The 23,990-nt window shown below is 69.3% G+C and carries 24 protein-coding genes; 20 read left to right on the top strand and 4 right to left on the bottom strand.

Translation table 11 applies throughout. The features are described from left to right. The first annotated feature begins 26 nt into the window (after positions 1-26). Positions 27-1,664, top strand: coding sequence for a GMC family oxidoreductase (locus M6I34_RS11800; RefSeq protein ID WP_272485871.1), 1,638 nt, complete (start codon positions 27-29; stop codon positions 1,662-1,664). Positions 1,665-1,898: 234 nt separating this feature from the next. After that, positions 1,899-3,011 (top strand): NAD(P)/FAD-dependent oxidoreductase, encoded by a 1,113-nt coding sequence (locus tag M6I34_RS11795; RefSeq protein WP_272485870.1) that lies wholly within the window; start codon positions 1,899-1,901, stop codon positions 3,009-3,011. 111 nt (positions 3,012-3,122) lie between these two features. Here M6I34_RS11795 and M6I34_RS11790 read toward each other — a convergent pair whose 3' ends face one another. After that, the gene (locus M6I34_RS11790) at positions 3,123-3,323 is read right to left on the bottom strand and encodes a YgaP family membrane protein (RefSeq protein WP_272485869.1); all 201 of its coding nucleotides are present in this window, start codon (positions 3,321-3,323) and stop codon (positions 3,123-3,125) included. 45 nt (positions 3,324-3,368) lie between these two features. Beyond that, positions 3,369-4,115: a Crp/Fnr family transcriptional regulator gene (locus tag M6I34_RS11785; RefSeq protein WP_272485868.1), complete on the bottom strand. Its 747-nt coding sequence runs from the start codon at positions 4,113-4,115 to the stop codon at positions 3,369-3,371. A gap of 707 nt (positions 4,116-4,822) precedes the next feature. On the opposite strand from M6I34_RS11785, the gene mnmG reads away from it, so the two are divergent. The 4 genes from mnmG to M6I34_RS11765 all read left to right on the top strand — a co-directional run bounded on the left by mnmG (position 4,823) and on the right by M6I34_RS11765 (position 9,372). After that, entirely contained in the window at positions 4,823-6,718 is a 1,896-nt protein-coding gene (gene mnmG / locus M6I34_RS11780) for a tRNA uridine-5-carboxymethylaminomethyl(34) synthesis enzyme MnmG (RefSeq protein WP_272485867.1), read from the top strand. Position 6,719: 1 nt separating this feature from the next. After that, positions 6,720-7,448 (top strand): 16S rRNA (guanine(527)-N(7))-methyltransferase RsmG, encoded by a 729-nt coding sequence (rsmG, locus tag M6I34_RS11775; RefSeq protein ID WP_272485866.1) that lies wholly within the window; start codon positions 6,720-6,722, stop codon positions 7,446-7,448. A 152-nt stretch (positions 7,449-7,600) separates the two neighbouring features. Next, a complete protein-coding gene (locus tag M6I34_RS11770) occupies positions 7,601-8,491 on the top strand; it encodes a ParA family protein (protein WP_272485865.1) in 891 nt (296 codons plus the stop codon). Further along, entirely contained in the window at positions 8,488-9,372 is an 885-nt protein-coding gene (locus M6I34_RS11765; RefSeq protein ID WP_272485864.1) for a ParB/RepB/Spo0J family partition protein, read from the top strand. The genes M6I34_RS11770 and M6I34_RS11765 overlap by 4 nt, the downstream gene beginning before the upstream one ends. 10 nt (positions 9,373-9,382) lie before the next feature. Here the strand turns inward: M6I34_RS11765 and M6I34_RS11760 are convergent, their stop codons facing one another. Then, complete coding sequence (locus M6I34_RS11760; protein ID WP_272485863.1) at positions 9,383-10,720, bottom strand: S1C family serine protease; 1,338 nt, start codon at positions 10,718-10,720, stop codon at positions 9,383-9,385. Positions 10,721-10,876: 156 nt separating this feature from the next. Between M6I34_RS11760 and M6I34_RS11755 the strand changes: the two genes are divergently transcribed. The 14 genes from M6I34_RS11755 to priA all read left to right on the top strand — a co-directional run bounded on the left by M6I34_RS11755 (position 10,877) and on the right by priA (position 23,352). Then, entirely contained in the window at positions 10,877-11,308 is a 432-nt protein-coding gene (locus tag M6I34_RS11755; protein WP_272485862.1) for an ATP synthase subunit I, read from the top strand. A gap of 5 nt (positions 11,309-11,313) precedes the next feature. Next, positions 11,314-12,135 carry a F0F1 ATP synthase subunit A gene (atpB, locus tag M6I34_RS11750; protein WP_272485861.1) on the top strand — a complete coding sequence of 274 codons (822 nt, stop codon included), beginning with the start codon at positions 11,314-11,316 and terminating at the stop codon, positions 12,133-12,135. Between the two features lie 46 nt (positions 12,136-12,181). Next, complete coding sequence (atpE, locus tag M6I34_RS11745) at positions 12,182-12,424, top strand: F0F1 ATP synthase subunit C (protein WP_147705056.1); 243 nt, start codon at positions 12,182-12,184, stop codon at positions 12,422-12,424. 41 nt (positions 12,425-12,465) lie between these two features. Then, on the top strand, positions 12,466-12,939 hold the full coding sequence (locus tag M6I34_RS11740) for a F0F1 ATP synthase subunit B (RefSeq protein ID WP_272485860.1): 474 nt from the start codon (positions 12,466-12,468) through the stop codon (positions 12,937-12,939). Between the two features lies 1 nt (position 12,940). Continuing rightward, positions 12,941-13,474, top strand: a complete 534-nt coding sequence (locus M6I34_RS11735; protein ID WP_272485859.1) for a F0F1 ATP synthase subunit delta — start codon at positions 12,941-12,943, stop codon at positions 13,472-13,474. 18 nt (positions 13,475-13,492) lie between these two features. Continuing rightward, entirely contained in the window at positions 13,493-15,049 is a 1,557-nt protein-coding gene (atpA, locus tag M6I34_RS11730; protein ID WP_272485858.1) for a F0F1 ATP synthase subunit alpha, read from the top strand. Positions 15,050-15,101: 52 nt separating this feature from the next. Next, complete coding sequence (gene atpG / locus M6I34_RS11725; RefSeq protein ID WP_272485857.1) at positions 15,102-15,971, top strand: F0F1 ATP synthase subunit gamma; 870 nt, start codon at positions 15,102-15,104, stop codon at positions 15,969-15,971. Between the two features lie 79 nt (positions 15,972-16,050). Beyond that, positions 16,051-17,454, top strand: a complete 1,404-nt coding sequence (atpD, locus tag M6I34_RS11720; RefSeq protein ID WP_272485856.1) for a F0F1 ATP synthase subunit beta — start codon at positions 16,051-16,053, stop codon at positions 17,452-17,454. An 87-nt stretch (positions 17,455-17,541) separates the two neighbouring features. Further along, positions 17,542-17,961, top strand: coding sequence for a F0F1 ATP synthase subunit epsilon (locus tag M6I34_RS11715; RefSeq protein ID WP_272485855.1), 420 nt, complete (start codon positions 17,542-17,544; stop codon positions 17,959-17,961). A gap of 172 nt (positions 17,962-18,133) precedes the next feature. After that, positions 18,134-18,547: a nucleoside diphosphate kinase regulator gene (rnk, locus tag M6I34_RS11710; RefSeq protein ID WP_272485854.1), complete on the top strand. Its 414-nt coding sequence runs from the start codon at positions 18,134-18,136 to the stop codon at positions 18,545-18,547. Positions 18,548-18,605: 58 nt separating this feature from the next. Next, entirely contained in the window at positions 18,606-18,908 is a 303-nt protein-coding gene (locus tag M6I34_RS11705; RefSeq protein WP_272485853.1) for a ferritin-like domain-containing protein, read from the top strand. Between the two features lie 7 nt (positions 18,909-18,915). Next, positions 18,916-19,623: a DUF599 domain-containing protein gene (locus M6I34_RS11700; protein WP_272485852.1), complete on the top strand. Its 708-nt coding sequence runs from the start codon at positions 18,916-18,918 to the stop codon at positions 19,621-19,623. Further along, on the top strand, positions 19,620-20,759 hold the full coding sequence (gene hemE, locus M6I34_RS11695) for a uroporphyrinogen decarboxylase (RefSeq protein WP_272485851.1): 1,140 nt from the start codon (positions 19,620-19,622) through the stop codon (positions 20,757-20,759). Before M6I34_RS11700 ends, hemE begins: the two co-directional genes overlap by 4 nt. Positions 20,760-21,159: 400 nt before the next feature. Beyond that, positions 21,160-23,352, top strand: a complete 2,193-nt coding sequence (priA, locus tag M6I34_RS11690; RefSeq protein ID WP_272485850.1) for a replication restart helicase PriA — start codon at positions 21,160-21,162, stop codon at positions 23,350-23,352. Between the two features lie 9 nt (positions 23,353-23,361). Here priA and M6I34_RS11685 read toward each other — a convergent pair whose 3' ends face one another. Next, on the bottom strand, positions 23,362-23,988 hold the full coding sequence (locus M6I34_RS11685) for a LysE family translocator (RefSeq protein WP_272485849.1): 627 nt from the start codon (positions 23,986-23,988) through the stop codon (positions 23,362-23,364). Positions 23,989-23,990: the final 2 nt, after the last annotated feature.

Genomic DNA, 23,990 nt, shown 5'->3' with positions numbered 1-23,990 from the left:
AAGCCGTCTCGAAGGAACTCGGCAGAATGAGCGAACAGTTCGACTACATCATCGTCGGCGCCGGCACCGCTGGCTGCCTGCTGGCCAACCGGCTCTCGGCCGATCCTTCGGTGCGGGTCCTGCTGCTCGAGGCGGGGGGGCGCGACGACTACCTGTGGATCCACATCCCGGTCGGCTACCTGTACTGCATCGGCAATCCGCGCACCGACTGGCTGTTCAAGACCGAGCCCGAGGCGGGCCTGGGTGGCCGCAGCATCGGCTATCCGCGCGGCAAGGTGCTCGGGGGCTGCTCGTCGATCAATGGGATGATCTACATGCGCGGGCAGCGCGGCGACTACGACGGGTGGGCCGCCGCCGGCAATCCCGGCTGGTCCTGGGACGAGGTGCTGCCCTACTTCCTGAAGCACGAGAACTGGCACGGTCTCGACGGCGGCGGCAACGACCCGCTGCACGGCCACGGCGGCGAGTGGCGGGTCGAGCGTCAGCGGCTCGCCTGGGAGCTGCTGGACGCCTTCCAGCAGGCCGCGGCCGAGTCGGGCATCCCGTCCACCGAGGACTTCAACCGGGGCGACAACTTCGGCTGCGGCTACTTCGAGGTGAACCAGCGCAAGGGGGTCCGCTGGAACGCGGCCAAGGCCTTCCTGCACCCGGTCAGCGCCCGCCCCAACCTGAAGGTGGTGACCGGCGCCCAGGTAATGCGGCTGTTGCGCAGGACCGATGGCTCGGGTCGGGTCGAAGGGGTGGAGTGCCGCGTTGGCGGCGCCTCCGGAGAAAGTAAGTCCTTCCTTTGTTCGAACGAGGTCGTGATGGCGGCCGGCGCGATCGGCACGGCGCAGATCCTCCAGCTGTCGGGCATCGGCCCGGCCGAGGTGCTGGCCCAGGCCGGGATCGAACCGGTCGTCGAGCTGCCCGGCGTGGGAGAGAACCTGCAGGATCACCTGCAGCTGCGCCTGATCTACCGGGTCAGCAATGCGCACACGCTGAACCGTCAGGCGAACAGCCTGATCGGCAAGGCGCAGATGGGCCTGCAGTACCTTCTGTTCCGGCGCGGGCCAATGACGATGTCGCCGAGCCAGCTCGGAGCCTTCGCGAAGTCGGATCCGGCGCAGGCGAGCGCGAACGTCGAGTATCACGTGCAGCCGCTGTCGCTCGACAAGTTCGGCGAGCCCTTGCACCGCTTCCCGGCGTTCACCGCGTCGGTCTGCAACCTGCGTCCGAGCTCGCGGGGCCAGGTGCGACTGGCGTCGGCCGACCCCTTCGCCGCGCCGCGGATCATGCCGAACTATCTGGCGACCGAGGAGGACCGGAAGGTCGCGGCCGACTCGATCCGGCTCACCCGCCGGATCGTCGCAGCCGACGCGCTGAAGCCTTACGCGCCGGTCGAGTACCTGCCTGGGCCGGACTACCGGACCGACGAGGAACTCGCCGAGGCGGCAGGGAAGGTGGGCACGACGATCTTCCACCCGGTGGGTACCTGCAAGATGGGCCCGGCGAGCGACCCGAGCGCGGTCGTCGACCATCGCCTGCGCTGCCACAAGGTGCCTGGACTGCGCATTGCCGATGCGTCGGTGATGCCGACGATCACGTCGGGCAACACGAACTCCCCGACGCTGATGATCGCCGAGAAGGCGGCGGCGATGATGCTCGAGGACCGCCGGGGCTGAGCGAAGGACCGGGCGAGGTCCGGTCGCCTCGAGGATCGGCGCGCAGCAGTCGGGGCGAAAGGGGCGGCACTGGCCAAGCGCTCGCGAATAAGCGGAACCCTCGGTCCGCGCCGTCGTCCGCCCGACCGAGTCTATCCGGTCGGAATCGATCCGCAGCCGCTATGATGACGGCCGAAGTTCCACGTGAAACATGCATGAAGCGCCGACGATGATCGTCGGTGCCCGGACGACTCGATGGACACGGTACAAACGGTAGTGGTGGGCGCCGGGGTGGTCGGCCTCGCGATCGCCCGCGCGCTCGCGCGCAGCGGCAGGGAAGTGGTGATCCTCGAGGCGGCCGACGCGATCGGCACCGAGACCAGTTCCCGCAACAGCGAAGTCATTCACGCCGGCATCTACTACGAGCCGGGTTCGCTGAAGGCGCAACTCTGCGTGGAAGGGCGGGAGCGACTCTATGCCTACTGCGAGGAGCGTGGCGTTGCCTACCGGAACTGCGGGAAGCTGATCGTCGCGGCGACCGATGCCCAGCGCGACGGGCTCGAGCGTATCGACAAGCGCGCAAGGGCTGCGGGGGTCGAGAACCTGCAATGGCTGAGCGGGGCCGAGGCGATCGCGATGGAGCCGTCGCTCCAGTGCGCACATGCGCTGTTGTCGCCGAGCACCGGTATCGTCGACAGCCACGGCTTCATGCTCGCGCTACAGGGAGAGGCCGAGGACCACGGCGCGATGCTGGCCCGCTGCAGCAGGGTGCGCAGGGGGCGCGTCGTGCCCGGTGGTTTCGAGCTGGAGGTCGACGCGGGCGGGGAGCTGATGCAGCTCGGCTGCCGGGAGCTGGTCAATGCGGCCGGCCTGGGCGCGAACGCGGTCGCCTCGGTCCTGGAGGGTCTGGATCCGTCATGGGTTCCGCCGCTCTACCTCGCGAAAGGCAACTACTTCGCGCTGGCCGCGAAGTGTCCATTCAGCCGCCTGATTTACCCCATCCCAAACGAGGCCGGGCTGGGGGTGCACCTGACGATAGACCTGGGCGGACAGGGGCGCTTCGGTCCCGACGTGGAATGGATCGAGCAGATCGACTACGACGTCGATCCCGCGCGTTGCGCCGGCTTCTACGAAGAGATCCGGACTTACTGGCCGGGCGTGCCCGACGGCGCGCTGCACGCCTCGTACGCCGGCATCCGCCCGAAGCTTGTGCCCGCCGGCAAGGCCGCCGCCGACTTCCGGATCGACGGACCCGAGGCCCATCGAGTAGACGGCCTGGTCAATCTGTTCGGCATCGAGTCGCCGGGGCTGACCGCCTCGATGGCGATAGCCGAGCGCGTGCTGCGGGCGCTCGACACGGCGCGCTGACGGAGCCCTTTCGGCGAGCTGACGCTTGCAGGCCCGTAGGTAGGTTGCGTTTGCTGCTCCCGCCGAGCGGCGGCCGGGCTGCCCGGCGCGCCTGCGCTCGGCGCCAACCGGTCAGGCCGCGCTGCCCTTGCTCGGGCAGGTATTGATCCCGAGGATCGAGTAGAGCGGGCAGGTCTTCAGCAGCCCCGTGGCAAGCGGGACGATCCCGATCCAGCCCCAGGCTCCGATCGTTCCCATCAGCGCGAGCGCGATCAGCACGATGCCGACCACGATCCTCAGGATCCGGTCGATTCCGCCGACATTGATTTTCATTCGCCTCTCTCCTTGAAAGTGGGCCTGCGGCCCGACATGGGAAATCTAGGACGGAGTGACACTCTCTGTCTGTGACCGCGGATACGTTCCGTCGACGATCGCGCGAAGCGCTTCCGGGGCAAGGATCTCTATTCGCTCGCGCCCGAGGGCAACGAGACCTTCCGACTCGAAGCGCCCCAGCAGGCGCGACACCATCTCCCGGGATGTGCCGAGGTCGTCTGCGAGGCGCTGGTGGGTCGTGTGCAGGACCGCGCCGTGGCCGAGCAGGGTGTGCGCGAGACGGCTATCCAGGCGTTGGGAAATCACCGCATCGATCAAGCTCATCAGTTCGCCGACGCGCGTGGCGACGGCGGCGACGAACTGCGCGCGAACGTCACGATGGTCGGTCCAGCGCAGGAATGTTTCACGTGGAACGATCAGCAGGCGGCTCGGGCAAGTCGTGGCTCCGTGCGCGGAAAGCCGCTGGCCCCCGAACAGGCATGCAGCGGACGCGATGCAGAATTCGCCGGGCCGCACACGGTACAGCTCGATCTCGCGACCGCTGGCGGTCGCGCGGGCGACCCTGACCTCTCCCAGTAGCAGCAGCGGCAAGCCCTTGCAGGCATCGCCCTCCGAGAAAAGCGTCGCATCTTCTGGCGCATCCAGGCAGGGCAGGGCGGCCATATCGGCGGCGAGCGCAGCAGTGCCGACCCGGTCGAGGGCAGGGTAGCTCTTGACGAGATGCTCGGCGATCGCGAGGTGCTTGGGGGAGACGGATCCGGGGTCGGAGGCCACTGGTAGCGTGAAGTCCATTCGGTGGGTCGATCGACGAAACTCGCCTGTAGCTTGCAGTCTTCTCGACCTTGGGGCAAGGGCGCCGGGTGGCGCTCGAGGCAAGCCGGTGCGCCGGAGGCGCATCGGCTCATCTCCGGTGCTGCGCTCGTCGATGCCCTCGGAGTGGCGGGCGGGGTGCCGAGCCGGCGTGCCGGGCAGGGGGCCTGGCCGGAGCGCCGGATGTCGGCATCCGCCCGGAGCGCCCGACATCGGCATCCACCCGCCGCCTCACCTGAGAGCTATATCTCGATCGGAGTGCAGAGCCAAAGCCTTGGCTCAGAGGCAAGTGCTCGATCGGGGGCCGGCCAAAGCCTGGCGCGGCGGCGCTCGCTCGATCGGGGCGTCCAGCAAACGCTTTGGCTCCGAGGCGCTGGTTCGATCGTGCGTTCCGGCCAAAGCTTTGGCTCGGAGGCTGTAACTCGATCGAGCGCCGATCTGGCCGCTTCGGGTCGGAGTTCACCCCCTTGATGGGCTCGAGCCGGTGGTTTCACGTGAAACAGGGGGCGTCCCCCGGCGCCACGGCCCCGCGGTTCCACGTGAAACCCTCGCGCAGCGCGAGAATCGATGCAGAGCTTTCTCCTCGGCCAAACGGCCGATCCCTTCGCAGCGCTTCTGTTACCAGCAGCGGCGGCCTATAATCGCGCCCTCGCGGTTCCCTTCTGGATCCCGTGCAACAACCCTTGATCATGGACTTTCCTGAGCATTTCGACGTCATCGTCGTTGGCGGTGGCCACGCCGGCACCGAGGCCGCGCTCGCGGCTGCCCGCATGGGCAGCCGCACCCTGCTGCTGACGCACAGCATCGAAACGCTCGGCCAGATGTCCTGCAATCCGTCGATCGGCGGCATCGGGAAGGGGCACCTTGTCAAGGAGATCGATGCGCTCGGCGGCGCGATGGCCGAGGCCACCGACGAGGCCGGGATCCAGTTCCGGATCCTGAATTCGAGCAAGGGGCCTGCGGTGCGGGCCACCCGCGCCCAGGCAGACCGGGTCCTGTACCGGCAGGCGATCCGCCGCCGTCTCGAGAACCAGCCGAACCTCTGGCTCTTCCAGCAGGCGGTCGACGACCTGATCGTCGACGGCGACCGGGTCGCCGGCGCGGTTACCCAACTCGGCTTGCGCTTTCGTGCGCCGACCGTCGTGCTGACGACCGGCACCTTCCTCAACGGCCTGATCCATGTAGGCCTTGCCCATCACTCGGCGGGCAGGGCAGGGGATCCGCCGTCGATCTCGCTTGCCGAGCGCTTGAAGGAGCTGAAGCTGCCGCAGGGACGGCTGAAGACAGGCACGCCGCCGCGGATCGACGGCCGCAGCATCGACTTCGCCCGTTGCGAGGAGCAGCCCGGCGATCTCGATCCGGTGCCGGTCTTCTCCTTCCTCGGCGATCCGGCGAGCCACCCCGAGCAGCTGCCCTGCTGGATCACCCACACGACCGAGGCCACGCACGAGATCATTCGCGGCGGGCTGGATCGCAGCCCGATGTACACCGGCGTGATCGAGGGAGTCGGCCCCCGTTACTGCCCGTCGATCGAGGACAAGATCCATCGCTTCGCGTCCAAGTCGTCGCACCAGATCTTCCTCGAGCCCGAGGGGCTGACGACCAACGAGTTCTACCCGAACGGCATCTCGACCAGCCTGCCCTTCGACGTGCAGCTCGAGCTGGTCCACTCGATTCCGGGCCTCGAGCGAGCCCACATCCTTCGGCCGGGCTACGCGATCGAGTACGACTATTTCGATCCGCGCGGGCTGAAGCGCTCGCTGGAAACGAGGGCGATCGAGGGACTCTTCTTCGCGGGCCAGATCAACGGCACGACCGGCTACGAGGAGGCGGCAGCCCAGGGCCTGCTGGCCGGCATCAACGCCAGCCTGAAGGTGCAGGGCAGGGAGGCCTGGGCGCCGCGCCGCGACGAGGCCTATCTCGGCGTGCTGGTCGACGACCTGGTCACCCGGGGCGTTTCCGAGCCGTACCGGATGTTCACGAGTCGCGCCGAGTACCGGCTGAGCCTGCGCGAGGACAATGCCGACCTGCGGCTGACGCCGGTGGGCCGCGATCTCGGCTGCGTCGACGACAGGCGATGGGAGGCCTTCGCCCGCAAGCGCGACGCGATCGAGGCCGAGCTGCAACGCCTGCGCGGCACCTGGGTGAACCCGCGCAGCCTGCCGCCGGAGCGCGCGGTCGAGACCATCGGCCAGCCGATCGAGCGCGAGCACTCGCTCGCCGACCTGCTGCGTCGCCCCGACGTGTCCTATGAGGCGATCGTCGCGCTGGGCGGGCCCGGCGCTGCCGACCCGCAGGTCGCCGAGCAGGTCGAGATCCAGCTCAAGTATGCGGGCTACATCCAGCGGCAGCAGGCGGAGATCGCCCGACACGCGCACAACGAGCAGTTGCCCCTGCCGGCCGATTTCGACTACTCGCAGGTGCGGGGCCTCTCGGTCGAGGTGCGCCAGAAGCTGAGCCAGCACCGGCCCGAGACCGTGGGCCAGGCCGCCCGCGTATCCGGAGTCACGCCGGCGGCGATCTCGCTGCTGCTGGTTCACCTGAAGAAGCGTCGCCAGGCGGCGCACGGCGAGAAGGCGGCCTGAGTTGTCGTCGCACCGCCCCGGGCGCGCCCGCCGGCAAGCGCCTTCGGTTTGCGATCGCGACGCGCTCGAAGCCGAGCTGAAGGCGGGCGTCGCCAGCCTGGGCCTCGTGCTGCCCCAGCCGGCGATCGGCGCGCTGCTGGACTACCTGGCGCTGCTGGCCAAGTGGAACGCGGTCTACAACCTGACCGCGGTTCGCGACCCTCGGTCGATGCTGGTCCAGCACCTTCTCGACAGCCTCGCGATTGTCGGGCCGCTGTCCCGGAAGGGCCCCTTCCGCTGTGTCGTCGACGTCGGCAGCGGCGGAGGTCTCCCGGGAATCGTGCTGGCGATCGTGTGGCCGGATACCAGGATTCACCTGGTCGAGCCGGTCGGCAAGAAGGCCGCCTTCCTGCGTCAGTGCGCTGTGGAGTTAGCGCTTGCACACGTGGAAGTGCACGCCACGCATGTGGAGTCGCTGGAGCCCGGCCCATCGCTCGACCCCGACCTGATCGTGTGCCGCGCCTTCGCGTCGCTGGCCGACTTCGCCGCCGGCATCGAGCGGCTTGCGGGCCCGACTACAATCGTCGCCGCAATGAAGGGGGTGGTGCCGCACGACGAGATCGCGGCGCTTCCCGAGGGCTGGTCGGTGGCCGAGGTCGTGCCGCTGGACGTGCCACGGCTCGACGCCGAGCGCCACCTGTTGTTGCTGGACCGGCGCGGGGCGACCGCTTGCGGGCCGGCCGGGGCCTGACGCAACGTCGTCCGACATCTCTCCCGCCAAGCCCAGCCAGGATTCCGCGCCCCGACCGCGACCCCTACGCCTAGCCTTCGAACCGCCCTGAAATTCCGCACCGCCCCGATCCTCCGCCCGCACCGACCCCGATTCGACCGAGCACCGCGCCCATGGCCAAGATATTCGTGATCGCCAACCAGAAAGGCGGCGTCGGCAAGACCACCACCTCGGTGAACCTCGCCGCGGCGCTGGCCCGGCACGGCCAGCGCACGCTGCTCGTCGACCTCGATCCGCAGGGCAACGCCACGATGGGCAGCGGCGTCGACAAGCGCAGCCTGAAGCGCTCGGTCTACCAGGTGCTGATCGGACTGTCCGACGTCGTCGAGGCCACCTGCCAGGCCGCCGACGCCGGCTACTCGCTGCTGCCCGCCAACCGCGAGCTGGCCGGCGCCGAGGTCGAGCTTGTCGACTTCGACGAGCGCGAAACCCGGCTCAAGGACGCGCTGGCCGCGGTCGACGACCTGTACGACTTCGTGCTGATCGACTGCCCGCCGTCGCTGTCCCTGCTGACGCTGAACGGCTTCTGCGCGGCCCACGGCGTGATCATCCCGATGCAGTGCGAGTACTTCGCGCTCGAGGGCCTGTCCGACCTGGTCAACACGATCCGCAAGGTCCACGCGAACTTCAATACGCGGCTGCAGATCATCGGCCTGCTGCGGGTCATGTTCGACCCGCGGGTCACGCTGTCGCAGCAGGTCTCGGCGCAGCTCGAGCAGCACTTCGGCGACAAGGTCTTCCGGACGATCATCCCGCGCAACGTGCGGCTCGCCGAGGCGCCGAGCTACGGCCTGCCGGGGGTCGTCTTCGATCCGCAGTCCAAGGGCGCGAAGGCCTACCTGGCCTTCGGGGCGGAGCTGATCGAGCGGATGGCCGCGCTGCCGACCTCGACCGACCGCGGGCCCGGCCCCGCCGACCGGAACGCCAGTCCGCCGGGCCCGGCCGGCTCCCCCGAGTCGCCCGACCCATCCAGCCAACCCCGCGCTCCCGGAGCTTCGCAATGATCAGGAAACAGAAAGGCCTCGGCCGTGGCCTCGAGGCGCTGCTCGGCGCCGACACCACGCCCGAGCGCGCCCGGACCGAAGGCGAGGCGATCACGACCCTGCGGCTCGAGCAGCTGCAGGCGGGCCGCTATCAGCCGCGCACCCGGATGGACGAATCGGCGCTGCAGGAGCTCGCCGCGTCGATCCGCACTCACGGCCTGATGCAGCCGATCGTCGTGCGCCCGATCGCCGGGGGCCGCTGGGAGATCATCGCCGGCGAGCGGCGCTTCAGAGCGGCCGGCCTGGCCGGCCTCGCCGAGGTGCCGGTCGTCGTGCGCGAGGTGTCCGACGAGCATGCGCTGCAGCTCGCGCTGATCGAGAACATCCAGCGCGAGGACCTGAATCCGCTCGAGGAGGCGCAGGCGATCCGCAGGCTGATCGACGAGTTCGGCTTCTCGCACGAGCAGGCGGCCGACGCGATCGGCCGCTCGCGCAGCGCCACCTCGAACCTGCTTCGGCTGCTGAACCTGGCCGAGCCGGTGCAGACGATGCTGCTGGCCGGCGACGTGGACATGGGTCACGCACGCGCGCTGCTGGCCCTGGACCGCGCGCAGCAGATCATGGTCGCGCACGAGGTCGCCGAGCGCCGCCTGTCGGTGCGCGACACCGAGCGCCTTGTCCAGAAGAAGCTGTCGGGCGAGACCGAGCGGCCGGGCCGGCGCGCGCAGGCCGAGGGCGGGCGCGACCTCGCGCGGCTGCAGGAGCGCCTGGCCGATGCGCTGGCCGCGCCGGTCACGATCCGGGCCAACGCGCGCGGCCGCGGCAGCCTCACGATCGGCTTCGGGAGCCTCGAGCAGTTCCAGGGGCTGCTCGAGCGGCTGGGCGTGGCGGAAGAGGACTGACGGCCCGAGATCAGATGCCCTGCGGCTTGCGCAGGAAGGCCTCGCGCTCGACCGACGGCACCTTCAGCAGGCGGATCTCGCCGTCCTTGAGCACCCGGAGCGGAATTTCCGCCCCCGCCGGGCCCAGCTTCCAGACCTGCCGGTAGAAGTCGGCCTGGTCGTCGATCGAGGCCTCGCCGACCCCCAGGATGATGTCGCCGGGCGCGAGCCCCGCCTTCTCGGCCGGACCGCCCCGGGTGACCCTCGCCACCATCAGGTTGCCGCGCACCGACTCGGTCGAGACGCCCAGCCAGGGCCGGGCTGGACCCGCGCGCCTGCCGCTGGCGAGCAGCTCGTCGAGGACAGGCCGCAACAGCCCGACCGGCACGAACAGGTTGCCGGGCACCGCGGGCCGCCCCGGCGGCGCCGCGTCGTTCACGATCAGCGAGCCGATCCCGACCAGCTTGCCGTCGCCGGAGAACAGGGCCGCGCCGCTCCAGTTGTTGACCGGCGGAAAGGTGAACAGCGGCCGCTCCAGCAGGTACTCCCAGCTGCCGGAGAAGGGCTTGCGCGACAGCACGGCCAGCTCGGTGGCTTCCGGCTCGCCGTGCCCGAGCGTGAGCACCCGGTCGCCCACCGCGACCTTCTCCGAGTCGCCGAGCTCGATCGGCCGGCCGTCGAGCGGGATCGCGGTGCGCACCAGGCCCAGGCCGCTGTCCGGGTCTTGGCCGGCCACGCTGGCGGGAATCCGCCGTCCGGAGTCGGTGATCACTTCGACCTGGTCGGCCTCGAGCAGCAGATAGCCGATGGTCAGTACGGTCGAGGGCCCGATGATCACACCCGAGCCGCTGCGGCGCGCGCCGAGCGTGGCCACCGTCTGGCCGTCTGCGACCGCCCGGGTACGGATCTGGACGACGCTGCCGACGAACCGGCGCGGATCCACCGCGGCCTCGGCCGTCTGGGCGGAGCCGGAGCCGCCGGCCGCGCCGGAAGGTGCGGAGGGAAGCGCCGAGGGCGGGGCTGACCGAGGCGCCGACGGGCCCGAGGGCGCCGCGGGCGAAACCGGATCCGCCGGGGCGACCGGATCCGCCGGCAGGTCCGGCGATCGCTGCGCATCGGGCGAGTCGCGAAAGGCGTCGGGCAGCGCCAGCGGATCCGCCCCGAGCTCGCCGGCGACGGCGAGCGGCGCGAGCCCGGCACCCGCGAGCCATGCCGTGGCCATGCCGGCCGCGAGCGCGACCGCGAAGCGGCGCCCGGCCGACGCAAGCGCGCCGGCCGGCCCGGACCGCAGGGCGGGTGTGGACCCGGCGCGGCGCCGTAGAGTGGGCCGGGGCAGCGTGGCGCGGCAGGAGAGCACGAAGCGGAGCATGTCGAAAATCCCGGTTTCGAACCTCGTCGGGGCTCGCGCCCCATTCTTTCACGCCGCCGGTGTTGTTGCGCCGCGGCATTCCGGCTTGACCCGATTTCTCGCCGCAGGCTAGAATCGACAGTCTTTGTCCGCTGCAAACCGCTGCAACTGCTCATCATGTTCACCGCGGTCGGTCTGCAAGTCGCTGTCGTCGCCGCGCTGGCCGTATTCGCCGGCGGGGTCTGGGGGATGGAAGTCGCCCTGTCCCTGGCGTTCGGCGGTGCCGCGGCCATCGTCCCGAACGCGCTGTTCGCGATGCGTCTGGCCATGAACCGGGGGCGCTCATCGGAATCCTATCCGGTGGTGTTCTTCCTCGGCGAGATCGTCAAGATCGGCCTGACCGTCGCGCTGCTCGTCTGGGCCGCGACATCCCTGCCGCAGCTGCGCTGGCCGCCGCTGATCGCCGGGCTGATCGCGGCGCTGAAGGCGCCTTTCCTGCTGCCCTTGCTGGCGCGCCGGAAACCAGCCGAAGGCACTGGCGATGGTTCCCGGCACGGACAGGCACCCGACGCAACCAGGCCTCAACCGCCAACAACAGAGATCCGGTAACCGACATGGCTGCAGGCTCCAACGCACCGACCGCGTCCGAATACATCGTCCATCACCTGGCGCACCTGAACACTTCCGGTTCGGCCCAGAAGAACATCGTCGACTTCTCGATCATCAACATCGACACCGTCTTCTATTCGGTGGTCCTCGGTGCGCTGATGTGTTTCTTCATGTATCGCGCCGCGCGCATGGTGCAGGTCGGCGCGCCGGGCCGCTTCGTCGGCGCGGTCGAGTCGCTGGTCGAGTTCGTCCACGAGCAGGCCCGCAGCATCGTGCACGGCGACATCCGGATGATCGCGCCGCTGGCGCTCACCGCCTTCGTCTGGATCGTCCTGATGAACGCGATGGACCTGCTGCCGGTCGACCTGCTGCCGCGCCTCGGCGAGCTGGTCGGCCTGCACTACATGCGGGTCGTGCCCACCGCCGACCTGAACGGCACGCTGTCGATGTCCATCGTCGTGCTCGGCGCGTCGATCTACTACGGCATCAAGGTCAAGCACCCGGGCGGCTTCGTCAAGGAGCTGTTCTCGGCACCCTTCGGCGCGAACGTGTTCGTGGCGCCGTTCAACTTCATCCTCAACCTGATCGAGTACGCGGCCAAGACGGTCTCGCTGGGGATGCGACTGTTCGGGAACATGTTCGCCGGCGAGCTGGTGTTCATGCTGATCGCACTGCTCGGCGGCGCCGCCACCTGGTGGACCTTCGGGCTGCATTTCCTGACCGGCCTCGGCTGGGCGATCTTCCACATCCTGATCATCACGCTTCAGGGCTTCATCTTCATGATGCTCACGCTCGTCTACATCGGGCAGGCTCACGAAGGCCACTGATCCAGTTTCATCAACAAACCACGCACTTACCTACTCAGGAGTAATCATGACCAACGTTGCTCTCGTCGCCCTCGCTTGCGGTTTGATCATCAGCCTCGGCGCGCTCGGCGCCTGCCTCGGCATCGGCATGATGGGTGGCAAGTACATCGAAGCGGCTGCCCGCCAGCCCGAACTGATGGACAAGCTGCAGACCAAGATGTTCCTGCTGGCCGGCCTGATCGACGCCGCCTTCCTGATCGGTGTCGGTATCGCGATGCTGTTCGCCTTCGCCAACCCGTTCGTCGGCTGAAGCACGCACAGATCCCGTCAACCGACTGAAGGAGGACCGTCGTGAATCTGAACGCGACGCTCATCGTCCAGATCGTCGTCTTCCTCGCGCTCTGGTGGTTCACTGCCAAGTTCGTGTGGCCGCCGATCACCAAGACGCTCGACGAGCGCTCCAAGCGGATCGCCGAGGGTCTTGCGGCTGCGGACAAGGCGCGTGCCGACCTGGCCGCCGCCGAGAAGCGGGTCGAGCAGGAGCTCAAGCAGGCCCGGGCGGGCGCCGCCGAGGTGCGGGGCACGGCCGAGAAGCAGGCCGCCGGCATCGTCGAGAAGGCCCGCGAGGAAGCCAACGCGATCATCGCGGCCGCCCGCAAGTCGGCCGAGGAAGAAGCCGCCCTGGCTGCCCAGAAGGCCCGCGAGCAGTTGCGCGAACAGGTCGCGCAACTGGCGGTTGCCGGTGCCGAGCGCATCCTGCGCAAGGAAATCGACGCCGCCCGGCATGCCGAGCTTCTGAACAACCTGAAGAACGAGCTGCGCTGACATGGCCGAGTCGCTGACGATCGCCCGGCCCTACGCCGAGGCAGCCTTCAAGCTGGCGCGCGAGCTGAACGCGCTGCCGTCGTGGTCCGAAGCGCTCGGTCGCCTGGCCGTCGTGGCGGGCACCGAGGTCGCCCGTGACCTGGTCGGCAATCCCAGGCTAACCACCGACCAGGTGGCCGGCCTGATCGCCGACTCCGCGGGCAGGCTGTCCGCCGAGCAGGTCAACTTCGTGCGCGTGCTGGCCGAGAACGAGCGGCTCACGGTCCTCCCCGAGATCGCCAACGCGTTCGAGGCGCTGCGCAACGCGCACGAAGGTGTCGTCGACGCGCAGGTGTCGTCGGCCTACCCGCTCGCCGACGACCAGCTCGCCGAGATCGTCGCGACGCTCGAGCAGAAGTACGCCAGCAAGGTGAAGGCCACGGTGCACGTCGAGCCCGACCTGATCGGCGGCGTCTCGATCCGCATCGGCGACGAAGTGATCGACGCCTCGGTCAGGGGCAAGCTGGCCCAGATGGCCAGCGCGATGAAGCTTTAAGGAATACAGGGGAACCTCATGCAACTGAATCCGGCCGAGATCAGCGAACTGCTGAAGAGCAAGATCCAGAACCTGGAAGTCGGTGCCGATACCCGCAACCAGGGGTCGGTCGTGTCCGTCACCGACGGCATCTGCCGCATCCACGGCCTTTCCGACGTGATGCAGGGCGAGATGATCGAGTTCCCGGCGGGCCCGGGCGGCGTGGCCAGCTACGGCCTGGCGCTGAACCTCGAGCGCGACTCGGTCGGCGCGGTGGTGCTCGGCTCCTACGAGCACATCTCCGAGGGCATGACCGTCAAGGCCACCGGCCGCATCCTCGAGGTGCCGGTCGGCCCCGAGCTGCTCGGCCGCGTGGTGAACTCGCTGGGCCAGCCGATCGACGGCAAGGGCCCGGTCAACGCGAAGATGACCGACGTCATCGAGAAGGTGGCGCCCGGCGTCATCGCGCGTAAATCGGTGTCGCAGCCGGTGCAGACCGGCCTGAAGGCGATCGACTCGATGGTGCCGATCGGCCGCGGCCAGCGCGAGCTGATCATCGGCGACCGCCAGACCGGCAAGACCGCGGTGGCCGTCGACACGATCATCAACCAGAAGGGCAAGGGCGTCTACTGCGTCTACGTCGCGATCGGCCAGAAGGCCTCCACCGTCGCCAACGTCGTGCGCAAGCTCGAGGAAACCGGCGCGATGGAGTACACCATCGTGGTCGCGTCCACCGCCTCCGAATCGGCCGCGATGCAGTACATCGCCGCCTACTCGGGCTGCACGATGGGCGAGTACTTCCGCGACCGCGGCGAGGACGCTCTGATCGTCTACGACGACCTCTCCAAGCAGGCCGTGGCCTACCGCCAGGTCTCGCTGCTGCTGCGCCGCCCGCCGGGCCGCGAAGCCTTCCCCGGCGACGTGTTCTATCTCCACAGCCGCCTGCTCGAGCGCGCCGCGCGCGTGAACGAGGAGTACGTCGAGAAGTTCACGAACGGTGAAGTCAAGGGCAAGACCGGCTCGCTGACCGCGCTGCCGATCATCGAGACGCAGGCCGGCGACGTGTCCGCCTTCGTCCCGACGAACGTCATCTCGATCACCGACGGCCAGATCTTCCTGGAGACCGACCTGTTCAACGCGGGCATCCGTCCCGCGATCAACGCCGGTATCTCGGTGTCGCGAGTCGGCGGCGCCGCGCAGACCGACATCATCAAGAAGCTCGGCGGCGGCGTGCGTCTGGCGCTGGCGCAGTTCCGCGAGCTGGCGGCCTTCGCGCAGTTCGCCTCCGACCTCGACGACGCGACTCGCCGGCAGCTCGAGCGCGGCCGCCTGGTCACCGAGCTGATGAAGCAGCCGCAGTACCAGCCGCTCCAGGTCTGGGAGATGGCGCTGACGCTGTTCGCGGTGAACAACGGCTACTTCGACGACATCGACGTGGCCAAGGCGCTGGACGCCGAGCGCGCGCTGCGCGAGCACATGCGCTCGAAGTTCGCGTCGCTGGTCAAGACCATCGAGGACACGCCCAAGCTCACGAAGGAAGTCGAGGCGCAGCTTCACGAAGTCGTCAAGGACTTCAAGAAGAACGGCGCGTACTGAGCGCCTGGCGCCCAGGACACGTTGAACCGCAGCGTCCTTCCGAGGAATCGAGATGGCCGGCAGTAAAGAGATCCGGACGAAGATCAAGAGCGTCCAGAACACGCGCAAGATCACGAAGGCGATGGAAATGGTCGCCGCATCCAAGATGCGCAAGGCGCAGGAGCGGATGCGGCAGTCGCGGCCGTATGCCGACAAGGTGCGCAACATCGCTGCGCACCTGGCCGGCGCCAACCCGGACTACCAGCACCCCTTCCTCGCGCGCCGCGACACGGTGAAGAAGGCCGGCATCATCGTCGTGACCACCGACAAGGGCCTGTGCGGCGGCCTGAACACCAACGTGCTCCGGCTGGTCACCAACCAGCTGCGCGATTTCGAGCGCCAGGGCGTCAAGGTCGACGCCTCGGCGATCGGCAACAAGGGTTTCGGCTTCCTGTCGCGGATCGGCGCGAAGATCGTCTCGCACGTGGTGCAGCTCGGCGACACGCCGCACCTCGACAAGCTGATCGGCCCGGTCAAGGTCCTGCTCGACGCGTACGCGGCCGGCGAGATCGACGTGGTCTACATCGGCTACACCCGCTTCATCAACACGATGAAGCAGGAGCCGGTGCTCGAGCAGCTGCTGCCGCTGTCGGCCGACCGCCTGCAGGAAGAGTCGCCCGAGTACGCGTGGGACTACATCTACGAGCCCGACGCGCAGACCGTGCTCGACGAGCTGCTGCTGCGCTACGTCGAGTCGCTGGTCTACCAGGCGGTGGCCGAGAACATGGCCTCCGAGCAGAGCGCCCGGATGGTCGCGATGAAGGCCGCCTCGGACAACGCCAAGAAGGTGATCGACGATCTCCAGCTGTCCTACAACAAGGCACGGCAGGCGGCGATCACCAAGGAGCTGTCCGAGATCGTCGGCGGCGCGGCGGCGGTCTGATCCGCTGGCCGCTCCCGGCATCCCGACCTAATTTTCGCGAACACGAACGCATTACAGACATTTTCAAGGCGAGCAAAAGATGGCACAGGGTCAAATCGTTCAGTGCATCGGCGCCGTGGTGGACATTCAGTTTCCGCGCGAGGCGATGCCCAAGGTCTACGACGCACTGGTGCTGGAAGACAGCGCTGAAAACAGCCTGGCCGAGAAGGGCCTGACCTTCGAGGTTCAGCAGCAGATCGGCGACGGCGTCGTGCGCACGATCGCGATGGGTTCCTCCGACGGCCTGCGTCGCGGCATGAAGGTCGCCAGCACCGGCGCCCCGATCTCCGTGCCGGTCGGCTCGGCCACGCTGGGCCGCATCATGGACGTGCTGGGCCGCCCGATCGACGAGGCCGGCCCGATCGCCACCGACGAGCGTCGCGCGATCCACCAGCCCGCCCCGAGCTTCGAGGAGCTGAAGCCCTCAGTCGAGCTGCTGCCCACCGGCATCAAGGTCATCGACCTGATCTGCCCGTTCGCCAAGGGCGGCAAGATCGGCCTGTTCGGCGGCGCCGGCGTCGGCAAGACCGTCAACATGATGGAGCTGATCAACAACATCGCGAAGAGCTACGGCGGCTACTCGGTGTTCGCCGGCGTCGGCGAGCGCACCCGCGAGGGCAACGACTTCTACCACGAGATGGAAGAGTCGAAGGTTCTCGACAAGGTCGCGATGGTCTTCGGCCAGATGAACGAGCCCCCGGGCAACCGCCTGCGCGTCGCGCTGACCGGCCTGTCGATGGCCGAGAAGTTCCGCGACGAGGGCCGCGACATCCTGTTCTTCATCGACAACATCTACCGCTACACGCTGGCCGGTACCGAGGTCTCGGCGCTGCTCGGCCGGATGCCGTCGGCGGTGGGTTACCAGCCGACGCTGGCCGAGGAGATGGGCCGCCTGCAGGAGCGGATCACCTCCACGAAGACCGGCTCGATCACCTCGATCCAGGCCGTGTACGTTCCCGCGGACGACCTGACCGACCCGTCGCCGGCCACCACCTTCGGCCACCTCGACGCCACGGTCGTTCTGTCGCGTGACATCGCCGCGCTGGGCATCTACCCGGCGGTCGACCCGCTCGACTCCACGTCGCGCCAGCTCGACCCGCACATCATCGGCGAAGAGCACTACAACACGACCCGCAAGGTCCAGGCCACGCTGCAGCGCTACAAGGAGCTGCGCGACATCATCGCGATTCTCGGCATGGACGAGCTGTCGCCCGAGGACAAGCTGGCGGTGGCCCGCGCGCGGAAGATCCAGCGCTTCCTGTCGCAGCCGTTCAACGTGGCGGAAGTCTTCACCGGCTCGCCCGGCAAGATCGTCGCGCTGAAGGACACGATCCGCGGCTTCCAGATGATCGTCAACGGCGAGTGCGACGCGCTGCCCGAGCAGGCCTTCTACATGGTCGGCACGATCGAAGAGGCCTTCGAGAAGGCGAAGACCCTCCAGTAAGGGAAGGGAGAAGGGAGAAGGGGGAAGGGCAGGCCGCACCGGTTTCTCCCTCCTTCGTTCTGACACCGATCTCTCCCAGGGGAAAGCATGAGCACGATTCACGTTGACGTCGTCAGTGCCGAGGCCTCGATCTTCGAGGGCAAGGCCGAGTTCGTCGTCCTGCCGGGCGAGGCGGGCGAGCTGGGCATCTATCCCCAGCACACGCCGCTGATCACCCGCATTCGCCCGGGCGCGGTGCGCATCAAGGTGCCCAACCAGGCCGAAGAGGAGTTCGTCTTCGTGGCTGGCGGCATCCTCGAGGTGCAACCGAACCGGGTCACCGTCCTGGCCGACACCGCGATTCGCGGTCACGACCTCGACGAGGCCAAGGCCGTCGAGGCCCGCAAGGCCGCCGAAGAGGCGCTGGCCAACAAGACCGGCGACATCGACTACGCGAAGGCCCAGGCCGAACTGGCCGCTGCCATCGCCCAGATCGCCGCGCTGCGCAAGTTCCGCAGCAAGAAGTGACCGAGCGGGCCGGGCCCCCGCCCGGCGACGCCGCTCAGCGAAGCCCGCCACAGCGCGGGCTTCTTTTTTTCCGACGCGGCCAGCGGCCCCGCGCGGGCTCGCCGTGCGCCGGCGCCCGCGCGCCGCCCGCCCCCGTCTTCCTCGCCGGCTCATCGCCGGTATCATCGTCGTCATGAACAGCAAACCGAACATCGTCGTCTCCTCGCTCGACCTCGACCGGCTCGAGGACCTTCTCGCCACCCTCCCGGAGCGCGACTTCCCGGGGAAGGCCGCGCTGCAGGCCGAGCTGGACCGCGCCGACGTGCTCGAGCCCGGAGAGATGCCGCCGGACGTCGTCACGATGAACTCCACCGTCCGCTTCGCGTTGCAGGACAGCGGGGAGAGCTTCGACCAGACGCTGGTCTACCCGAAGGACGCCGACGGCAGCCCGGGGCGCATCTCGATCCTGGCCCCGGTCGGCAGCGCGCTGCTCGGCCTGAAGGCCGGCGACCGGATCGACTGGCCGGGCCCCGGCGGCAAGCCGCTCACGGTGCGGATCTTCGACATCGTCTACCAGCCGGAACGCGCCGGCGAGCTGCACCGCTGAAAGCGCGCCGCCGGATCGACCCCTCCCGAGTTTCACTCAACGACAAGGAGCACACGCGATGGCCAACGAGGGCTACCACGAGCCGGTGAACGAGCTCAGCGACGAGACCCGCGACATGCATCGGGCGATCACCTCGCTGATGGAAGAGCTCGAGGCGGTCGACTGGTACAACCAGCGGGTCGACGCCTGCAAGGACCCGGAACTCAAGAAGATCCTCGAGCACAACCGCGACGAGGAGAAGGAGCACGCGGCCATGGTGCTCGAGTGGATCCGCCGCCGGGACAAGGTCATGGACAAGGAGCTCAGGGACTACCTCTTCACCACGAAGAGCTTCCTCGACGACACGCACCACGACCACTGAAGGCGCCTTGTACGCGTTCACCGCCTTCGACTGGGCGGCGCTCGGGCTCTGGCTCTGCGCCTGGCTCGGCTACGGCTTCTACGCGGAACGGGTCGGCGACCGGCGGCCCAACCTGATGGCCTCGGTCGCCGGGTTCAGGCGCACCTGGATGCGCGAGGCCTACTACCGCGACCCGCGCATCACCGACGTGGGGCTGATCGGCAACCTGATGCAGAGCGCGACCTTCTTCTCGTCGACCACGCTTCTGGTGCTCGGCGCCACGCTGGCCGTGCTCGGCACCGTCGAGCGCGGCGCCGAGGTGGTCGAGGTGATGCGCAATCTCCCGTTCGCACAGCGCCTCACGCAGGAGATGCTCGAGTCGAAGCTGCTCGTGCTGATCTTCGTCTTCGTCTACGCGTTCTTCCGTTTCACCTGGTCGCTGCGCCAGTTCAACCTGGTCAACATCATGGTGGGCGCCTTCCCGGCCCGCCGCGAGGACCAGCTGCCGGAGGATCCGCTGATCCTGACCGCCGGGCGCCTGAACGAGCTGGCCGGGCTGAACTTCACCCAGGGCCTGCGCGCCTACTACTACGCGATGCCGCTGCTGCTGTGGCTTATCGGCCCGGTGCCGCTGGTGGCCGGCACCGCGGTCACCACCCTGGTGCTCTACTACATGGAATTCCGCTCGGCCACGGTCAGGGCGCTGGCTGCCGACCGGAGTAGAATCCGCGCGTGAAACCGCTCGCCAACGACACCTTCCTGCGCGCGCTCCGGCGCGAAGCGACCGACTACACCCCCGTCTGGCTGATGCGCCAGGCCGGTCGCTACCTGCCCGAGTACAACGCCACCCGCAAGCGGGCCGGCAGCTTCCTGAACCTCTGCAAGTCGCCCGAAATGGCCTGCGAGGTCACGCTGCAGCCGCTCGAGCGCTATCCGCTCGACGCCGCGATCCTGTTCTCCGACATCCTGACCGTGCCCGACGCGATGGGGCTCGGCCTGTACTTCGCCGAAGGCGAGGGACCGAAGTTCGAGCGCACCGTGCGCGACGAAGACGCGGTCGCGCGGCTGGCGGTGCCCGACCCGAACGCCGAGCTGCGCTACGTGACCGATGCGGTGCGAACGATCCGCAAGGCGCTCGACGGCCGGGTGCCGCTGATCGGCTTCTCGGGCAGCCCCTGGACGCTGGCCTGCTACATGGTCGAGGGGGGCGGCAGCTCCGACTTTCGCCAGATCAAGACGCTGCTGTACAAGCGGCCGGACCTGCTGGAGCGGATCCTGGCGGTGAACGCGGCGGCGGTGGCCGCCTACCTGAACGCCCAGATCGAGGCCGGCGCGCAGGCGGTCATGATCTTCGATTCCTGGGGCGGCGCGCTGGCCGACGGCGCCTTCCAGCGCTTCTCGCTGGCCTGGACGCGCAAGGTCGTCGAGGCGCTGGTGCGCGAGCGCGACGAGCCGGTCGTCGATGCCGACGGCCGCGCGACCGGCATCCGCAAGGTGCCGGTGCCGGCGATCGTCTTCACGAAGGGCGGCGGGCTGTGGCTCGAGCAGATCGCCGACATCGGCTGCGACGCGGTCGGCGTCGACTGGACCGTGAACATGGGCCAGGCCCGGGCCCGGGTCGGCGCGCGCTGCGCGATCCAGGGCAACCTCGACCCGATGGTGCTGATGGCCGGGCCCGAGCAGGTGGCCGCCGAGGCGCGGGCGGTGCTCGACAGCTTCGGCGCGCCGGCGCCCGGCGCCGGGCACGTCTTCAACCTGGGCCACGGCATCTCCCAGTTCACGCCGCCGGACAACGTTTCGGTGCTCGTCGAGACCGTCCACGCCTACAGCCGCGAGCAGCGTCGCCGTGGCGTTAGCGCGCCCTCACTTTGAGCCTTTCGGCCTAGTCTCGCGGCCTCCGGACGCCGATCGACGCCGACGATCGGCGCGGCTGGCGGCCGACTTATGCACAGTCGCGGCGCACATGCGTGGAATGCCGCCCGAATCTGGCGCAAGTCGTCAAGTCTTTTCTAAGCCATTGATTCATAAGGCCTTCGACTTGACCAAAAAAAAGGCAAACCACCGCAGGCCACGGCCGATCAAGGATTTGCGGCCGATCCCCGGGGATTTCCCACAGTTTTATCCACAGCTTTTGTGCATGACCCGGAAAACCGTTTTGGGCGCGTGCATTTGATGTCCGAACTTAAAGTACTGTCTCATGTAATAGGCCAAATGGGTCGGTCGAAGCACGTTCCGAAAGCTGGCCGACGGGTCGGCGAGCGCGCCTAGCTCGATGACCGCGGACCGCCCGATCCGTTACGCCCGCGTCGCGCTGGATCTCCCGGCCGCGCAACTCGGCGCGTCCTGGTTCGACTACGCGCTCGACGCGGCGAGCACGCCCGGCATCGAGCCCGGCTGCTGGGTGCTCGTGCCCTGGGGCAATGGCCGTCGGGTAGGGCTGGTGGTCGGGCTCGCGCACGACAGCGAGGTCGACCCGGCCAAGATCCGCCCGCTGATCGGCTTGCTGCCGGGCGCCCCGCGCGCACCGGAGTCCTGGCTCAGGCTGGTGCGCTTCGCGGCCGACTACTACCACCGCGGGCTCGGCGAGGTGGCCTTGCCGGCGGTTCCCAAGCTGCTGAGGACCCCGCCCGCGCCGAAGGCGCGCGGCTCGGTGTTCGACCGCGCCCGGATCCGCTTCGGCGATCGCGCGGGCTCGCGCCCCGGATCGGCGCCGGACGCCGGCGCGCTGCCGGCGTCGCCCGAGCCGAACGAAGCCCAGCGCGCGGCACTGGCCGAACTCGAGTCGCTCGAGGGCTTCGCGGTCGCGCTGGTGCACGGCGTCACCGGCAGCGGCAAGACCGAGGTCTACCTGCGCTGGCTCGCGACCGTGCTCGCCCGCGATCCCGCCGCGCAGGTGCTGCTGTTGGTCCCCGAGATCGCGCTGACGCCGCAGCTCGCCGCCCAGGTCGCGGCCCGGTTCCCCGGCGAGCCGATGGCGGTGCTGCACAGCGACCTGCCCGACGGAGACCGCGCGGCCGACTGGCTGGCCGCGGCCGAGGGCAGGGCCCGCGTCGTGATCGGCACCCGCCTCGCGGTGCTGGCCCCGATGCCGGGCCTGGCCGCGATCGTGGTCGACGAGGAGCACGACCCGTCGTACAAGCAGCAGGAGGGGGTCCGCTATTCGGCGCGCGACCTGGCGATCGTGGCCGCCTCGCAGCGAGGCCTGCCGATCGTGCTCGGCTCGGCCACGCCGTCGCTCGAGACCTGGCTGGCGGTGCGACGCGGGCGCTACCGGCGCCTGGCCCTGCCGGAGCGCATCGGCGGCGCCGCGCTGCCGCGGCTGCAGGTCCTGGACCTGCGCGGCAAGACCTTGCGCCACGATCTCGCCCCGGCGGCGGTGGAGGCGATCGGCGAGGCGATCGGCCGCGGCGAGCAGGCGCTGGTCTTCATCAACCGGCGCGGCTACGCGCCGGTGCTGAGCTGCGACCAGTGCGGCTGGCTGAGCCGCTGCGCGGACTGCTCCGCCTACCGGGTGATGCACCGGCTGTCGGCGTCCGCGGCCGCGGGCCGGCAAACCGCCGCGGCCCGCGGCTCCACCGGCGCGCCGAACGACGGGCCGCCGGCACGCGGCGCGAGCCGCTATCGCCTCGTCTGTCATCACTGCGGTGCCGAGCAGCCGGTGCCGCGCGCCTGCCCGGAATGCGGCAACATCGACCTGAAGGGCCTTGGCCAGGGCACCCAGCGCCTGGAAGAGGGGCTGGCCGAGCTGTTCCCGGGGGCCCGGATCGCGCGGCTGGACCGCGACGTCGCCAGCCGGCGCGGGGCCGCCAGGCAGGTGCTCGACGCGGCGCACGCCGGCGAGGTCGACATCCTGGTCGGCACCCAGATGCTGGCCAAGGGGCACGACTTCCGGCGCCTGTCGCTCGTCGTGGCGGTCGATTGCGACGGCGGCCTCTACGCGGCCGACTACCGCGCGCCCGAGCGCCTGTTCGCGACGCTGATGCAGGTGTCGGGGCGGGCCGGGCGCGACGCCCGCGCCAGCCGGGTGCTGCTGCAGACGCGCTTCCCCGAGCACCCGCTGTTCGGCTACCTGGAGCGTCACGACTACGAGGGCTTCGCCGACGCGCAGCTGGCCGAGCGGCGCGAGGTGGGACTGCCACCCTGGCGCTTCCAGGCGCTGCTGCGCGCCGAGGCCGCCGGGCAGGCGCAGGCGCTGGCCTTCCTGGCGGACGCGCGCGCGGCCGGCCAGGCGGTGCTGGACGAGGCGGGCGAGCGAGGCGCCGGCCAGGCTTCCCCGGCGGTGACCCTGCTCGACCCGGTGCCGATGGCGATGAGCCGGCTCGCCGGCCGGGAGCGCGCGCAGCTGCTGGTCGAGAGCGACAGCCGCCCGGCCCTGCACCGCTTCCTCGCGGCCTGGCTGCCCAGGCTGCGCGAACTGCCCGGCAACGCCCGCTGGGCGCTCGACGTGGACCCGGCCGAGATCTGAACCGGGCTTTCAGCTTCGCTGGGTCGCCGCGAGCATGCCGCCGATGCCGACGAAGGTCGCGCCGGTGATCCGGTTGAACCAGCGGCCGTTGCGCGCGAGCCAGGGGGCGATCCGCTGCGCAAGGCCCGCCAGCATCAGCTCGTAGACGAACTCGACCACCGCGAAGGTGCCGCCCAGCACCGCCAGTTGCGCCAGGTACGAGGCGCCGGGCTGCATGAACTGCGGCAGGAAGGCCGCGAAGAAGATCAGCGCCTTCGGATTCGACACCGCGACCAGGAAGCCCTCGTTGAACAGCCGGGCGGGGCCGAAGTCGCCCGGCGCGCCGCGCCCGTCGCCCGGTGTGAAGGCGGCCGCGGGCGAGCGCCAGGTGCGGATGCCCAGGTAGACCAGGTACCCGGCCCCCGCCCACTTCGCGACAGTGAAGGCCTGCTCGGAGGCCGCGAGCAGCGCCCCGAGCCCGGCGAGCGACGCGGCGATCAGCACGGTGAACCCGGTCACGCCGCCCAGCGCGGTGAACACGGTACGGCGCAAGCCGAAGCGCACGCCGTGGGTCAGGGACAGCAGGCCGTTGGGGCCGGGCGTCAGCGACAGGCCCACCGCGGCGGCGCAGTAGACCAGCCACAGGTCGAGGCTCACTG

The organism is Zeimonas sediminis (assembly GCF_023721795.1).
GTDB classification, from domain to species: domain Bacteria; phylum Pseudomonadota; class Gammaproteobacteria; order Burkholderiales; family Burkholderiaceae_E; genus Zeimonas; species Zeimonas sediminis.
Note: the sequence above shows the minus strand (reverse complement) of the source record. Positions and strands in the feature narration are given on the sequence as shown.

Bases quoted from the DNA above. Each gene is read 5' to 3' on its own strand.
- M6I34_RS11795 (WP_272485870.1), top strand. From the start codon at position 1,899: ATGGACACGGTACAAACGGTAGTGGTGGGCGCCGGGGTGGTCGGCCTC.
- priA (WP_272485850.1), top strand. From the start codon at position 21,160: ATGACCGCGGACCGCCCGATCCGTTACGCCCGCGTCGCGCTGGATCTC.
- M6I34_RS11755 (WP_272485862.1), top strand. From the start codon at position 10,877: ATGTTCACCGCGGTCGGTCTGCAAGTCGCTGTCGTCGCCGCGCTGGCC.
- atpB (WP_272485861.1), top strand. From the start codon at position 11,314: ATGGCTGCAGGCTCCAACGCACCGACCGCGTCCGAATACATCGTCCAT.
- M6I34_RS11790 (WP_272485869.1), bottom strand. From the start codon at position 3,323: ATGAAAATCAATGTCGGCGGAATCGACCGGATCCTGAGGATCGTGGTC.
- M6I34_RS11800 (WP_272485871.1), top strand. From the start codon at position 27: ATGAGCGAACAGTTCGACTACATCATCGTCGGCGCCGGCACCGCTGGC.
- atpA (WP_272485858.1), top strand. From the start codon at position 13,493: ATGCAACTGAATCCGGCCGAGATCAGCGAACTGCTGAAGAGCAAGATC.
- rnk (WP_272485854.1), top strand. From the start codon at position 18,134: ATGAACAGCAAACCGAACATCGTCGTCTCCTCGCTCGACCTCGACCGG.
- M6I34_RS11760 (WP_272485863.1), bottom strand. From the start codon at position 10,720: ATGCTCCGCTTCGTGCTCTCCTGCCGCGCCACGCTGCCCCGGCCCACT.
- atpG (WP_272485857.1), top strand. From the start codon at position 15,102: ATGGCCGGCAGTAAAGAGATCCGGACGAAGATCAAGAGCGTCCAGAAC.
- M6I34_RS11715 (WP_272485855.1), top strand. From the start codon at position 17,542: ATGAGCACGATTCACGTTGACGTCGTCAGTGCCGAGGCCTCGATCTTC.
- M6I34_RS11770 (WP_272485865.1), top strand. From the start codon at position 7,601: ATGGCCAAGATATTCGTGATCGCCAACCAGAAAGGCGGCGTCGGCAAG.
- M6I34_RS11785 (WP_272485868.1), bottom strand. From the start codon at position 4,115: ATGGACTTCACGCTACCAGTGGCCTCCGACCCCGGATCCGTCTCCCCC.
- atpD (WP_272485856.1), top strand. From the start codon at position 16,051: ATGGCACAGGGTCAAATCGTTCAGTGCATCGGCGCCGTGGTGGACATT.
- mnmG (WP_272485867.1), top strand. From the start codon at position 4,823: ATGGACTTTCCTGAGCATTTCGACGTCATCGTCGTTGGCGGTGGCCAC.
- atpE (WP_147705056.1), top strand. From the start codon at position 12,182: ATGACCAACGTTGCTCTCGTCGCCCTCGCTTGCGGTTTGATCATCAGC.
- M6I34_RS11765 (WP_272485864.1), top strand. From the start codon at position 8,488: ATGATCAGGAAACAGAAAGGCCTCGGCCGTGGCCTCGAGGCGCTGCTC.
- M6I34_RS11735 (WP_272485859.1), top strand. From the start codon at position 12,941: ATGGCCGAGTCGCTGACGATCGCCCGGCCCTACGCCGAGGCAGCCTTC.
- M6I34_RS11705 (WP_272485853.1), top strand. From the start codon at position 18,606: ATGGCCAACGAGGGCTACCACGAGCCGGTGAACGAGCTCAGCGACGAG.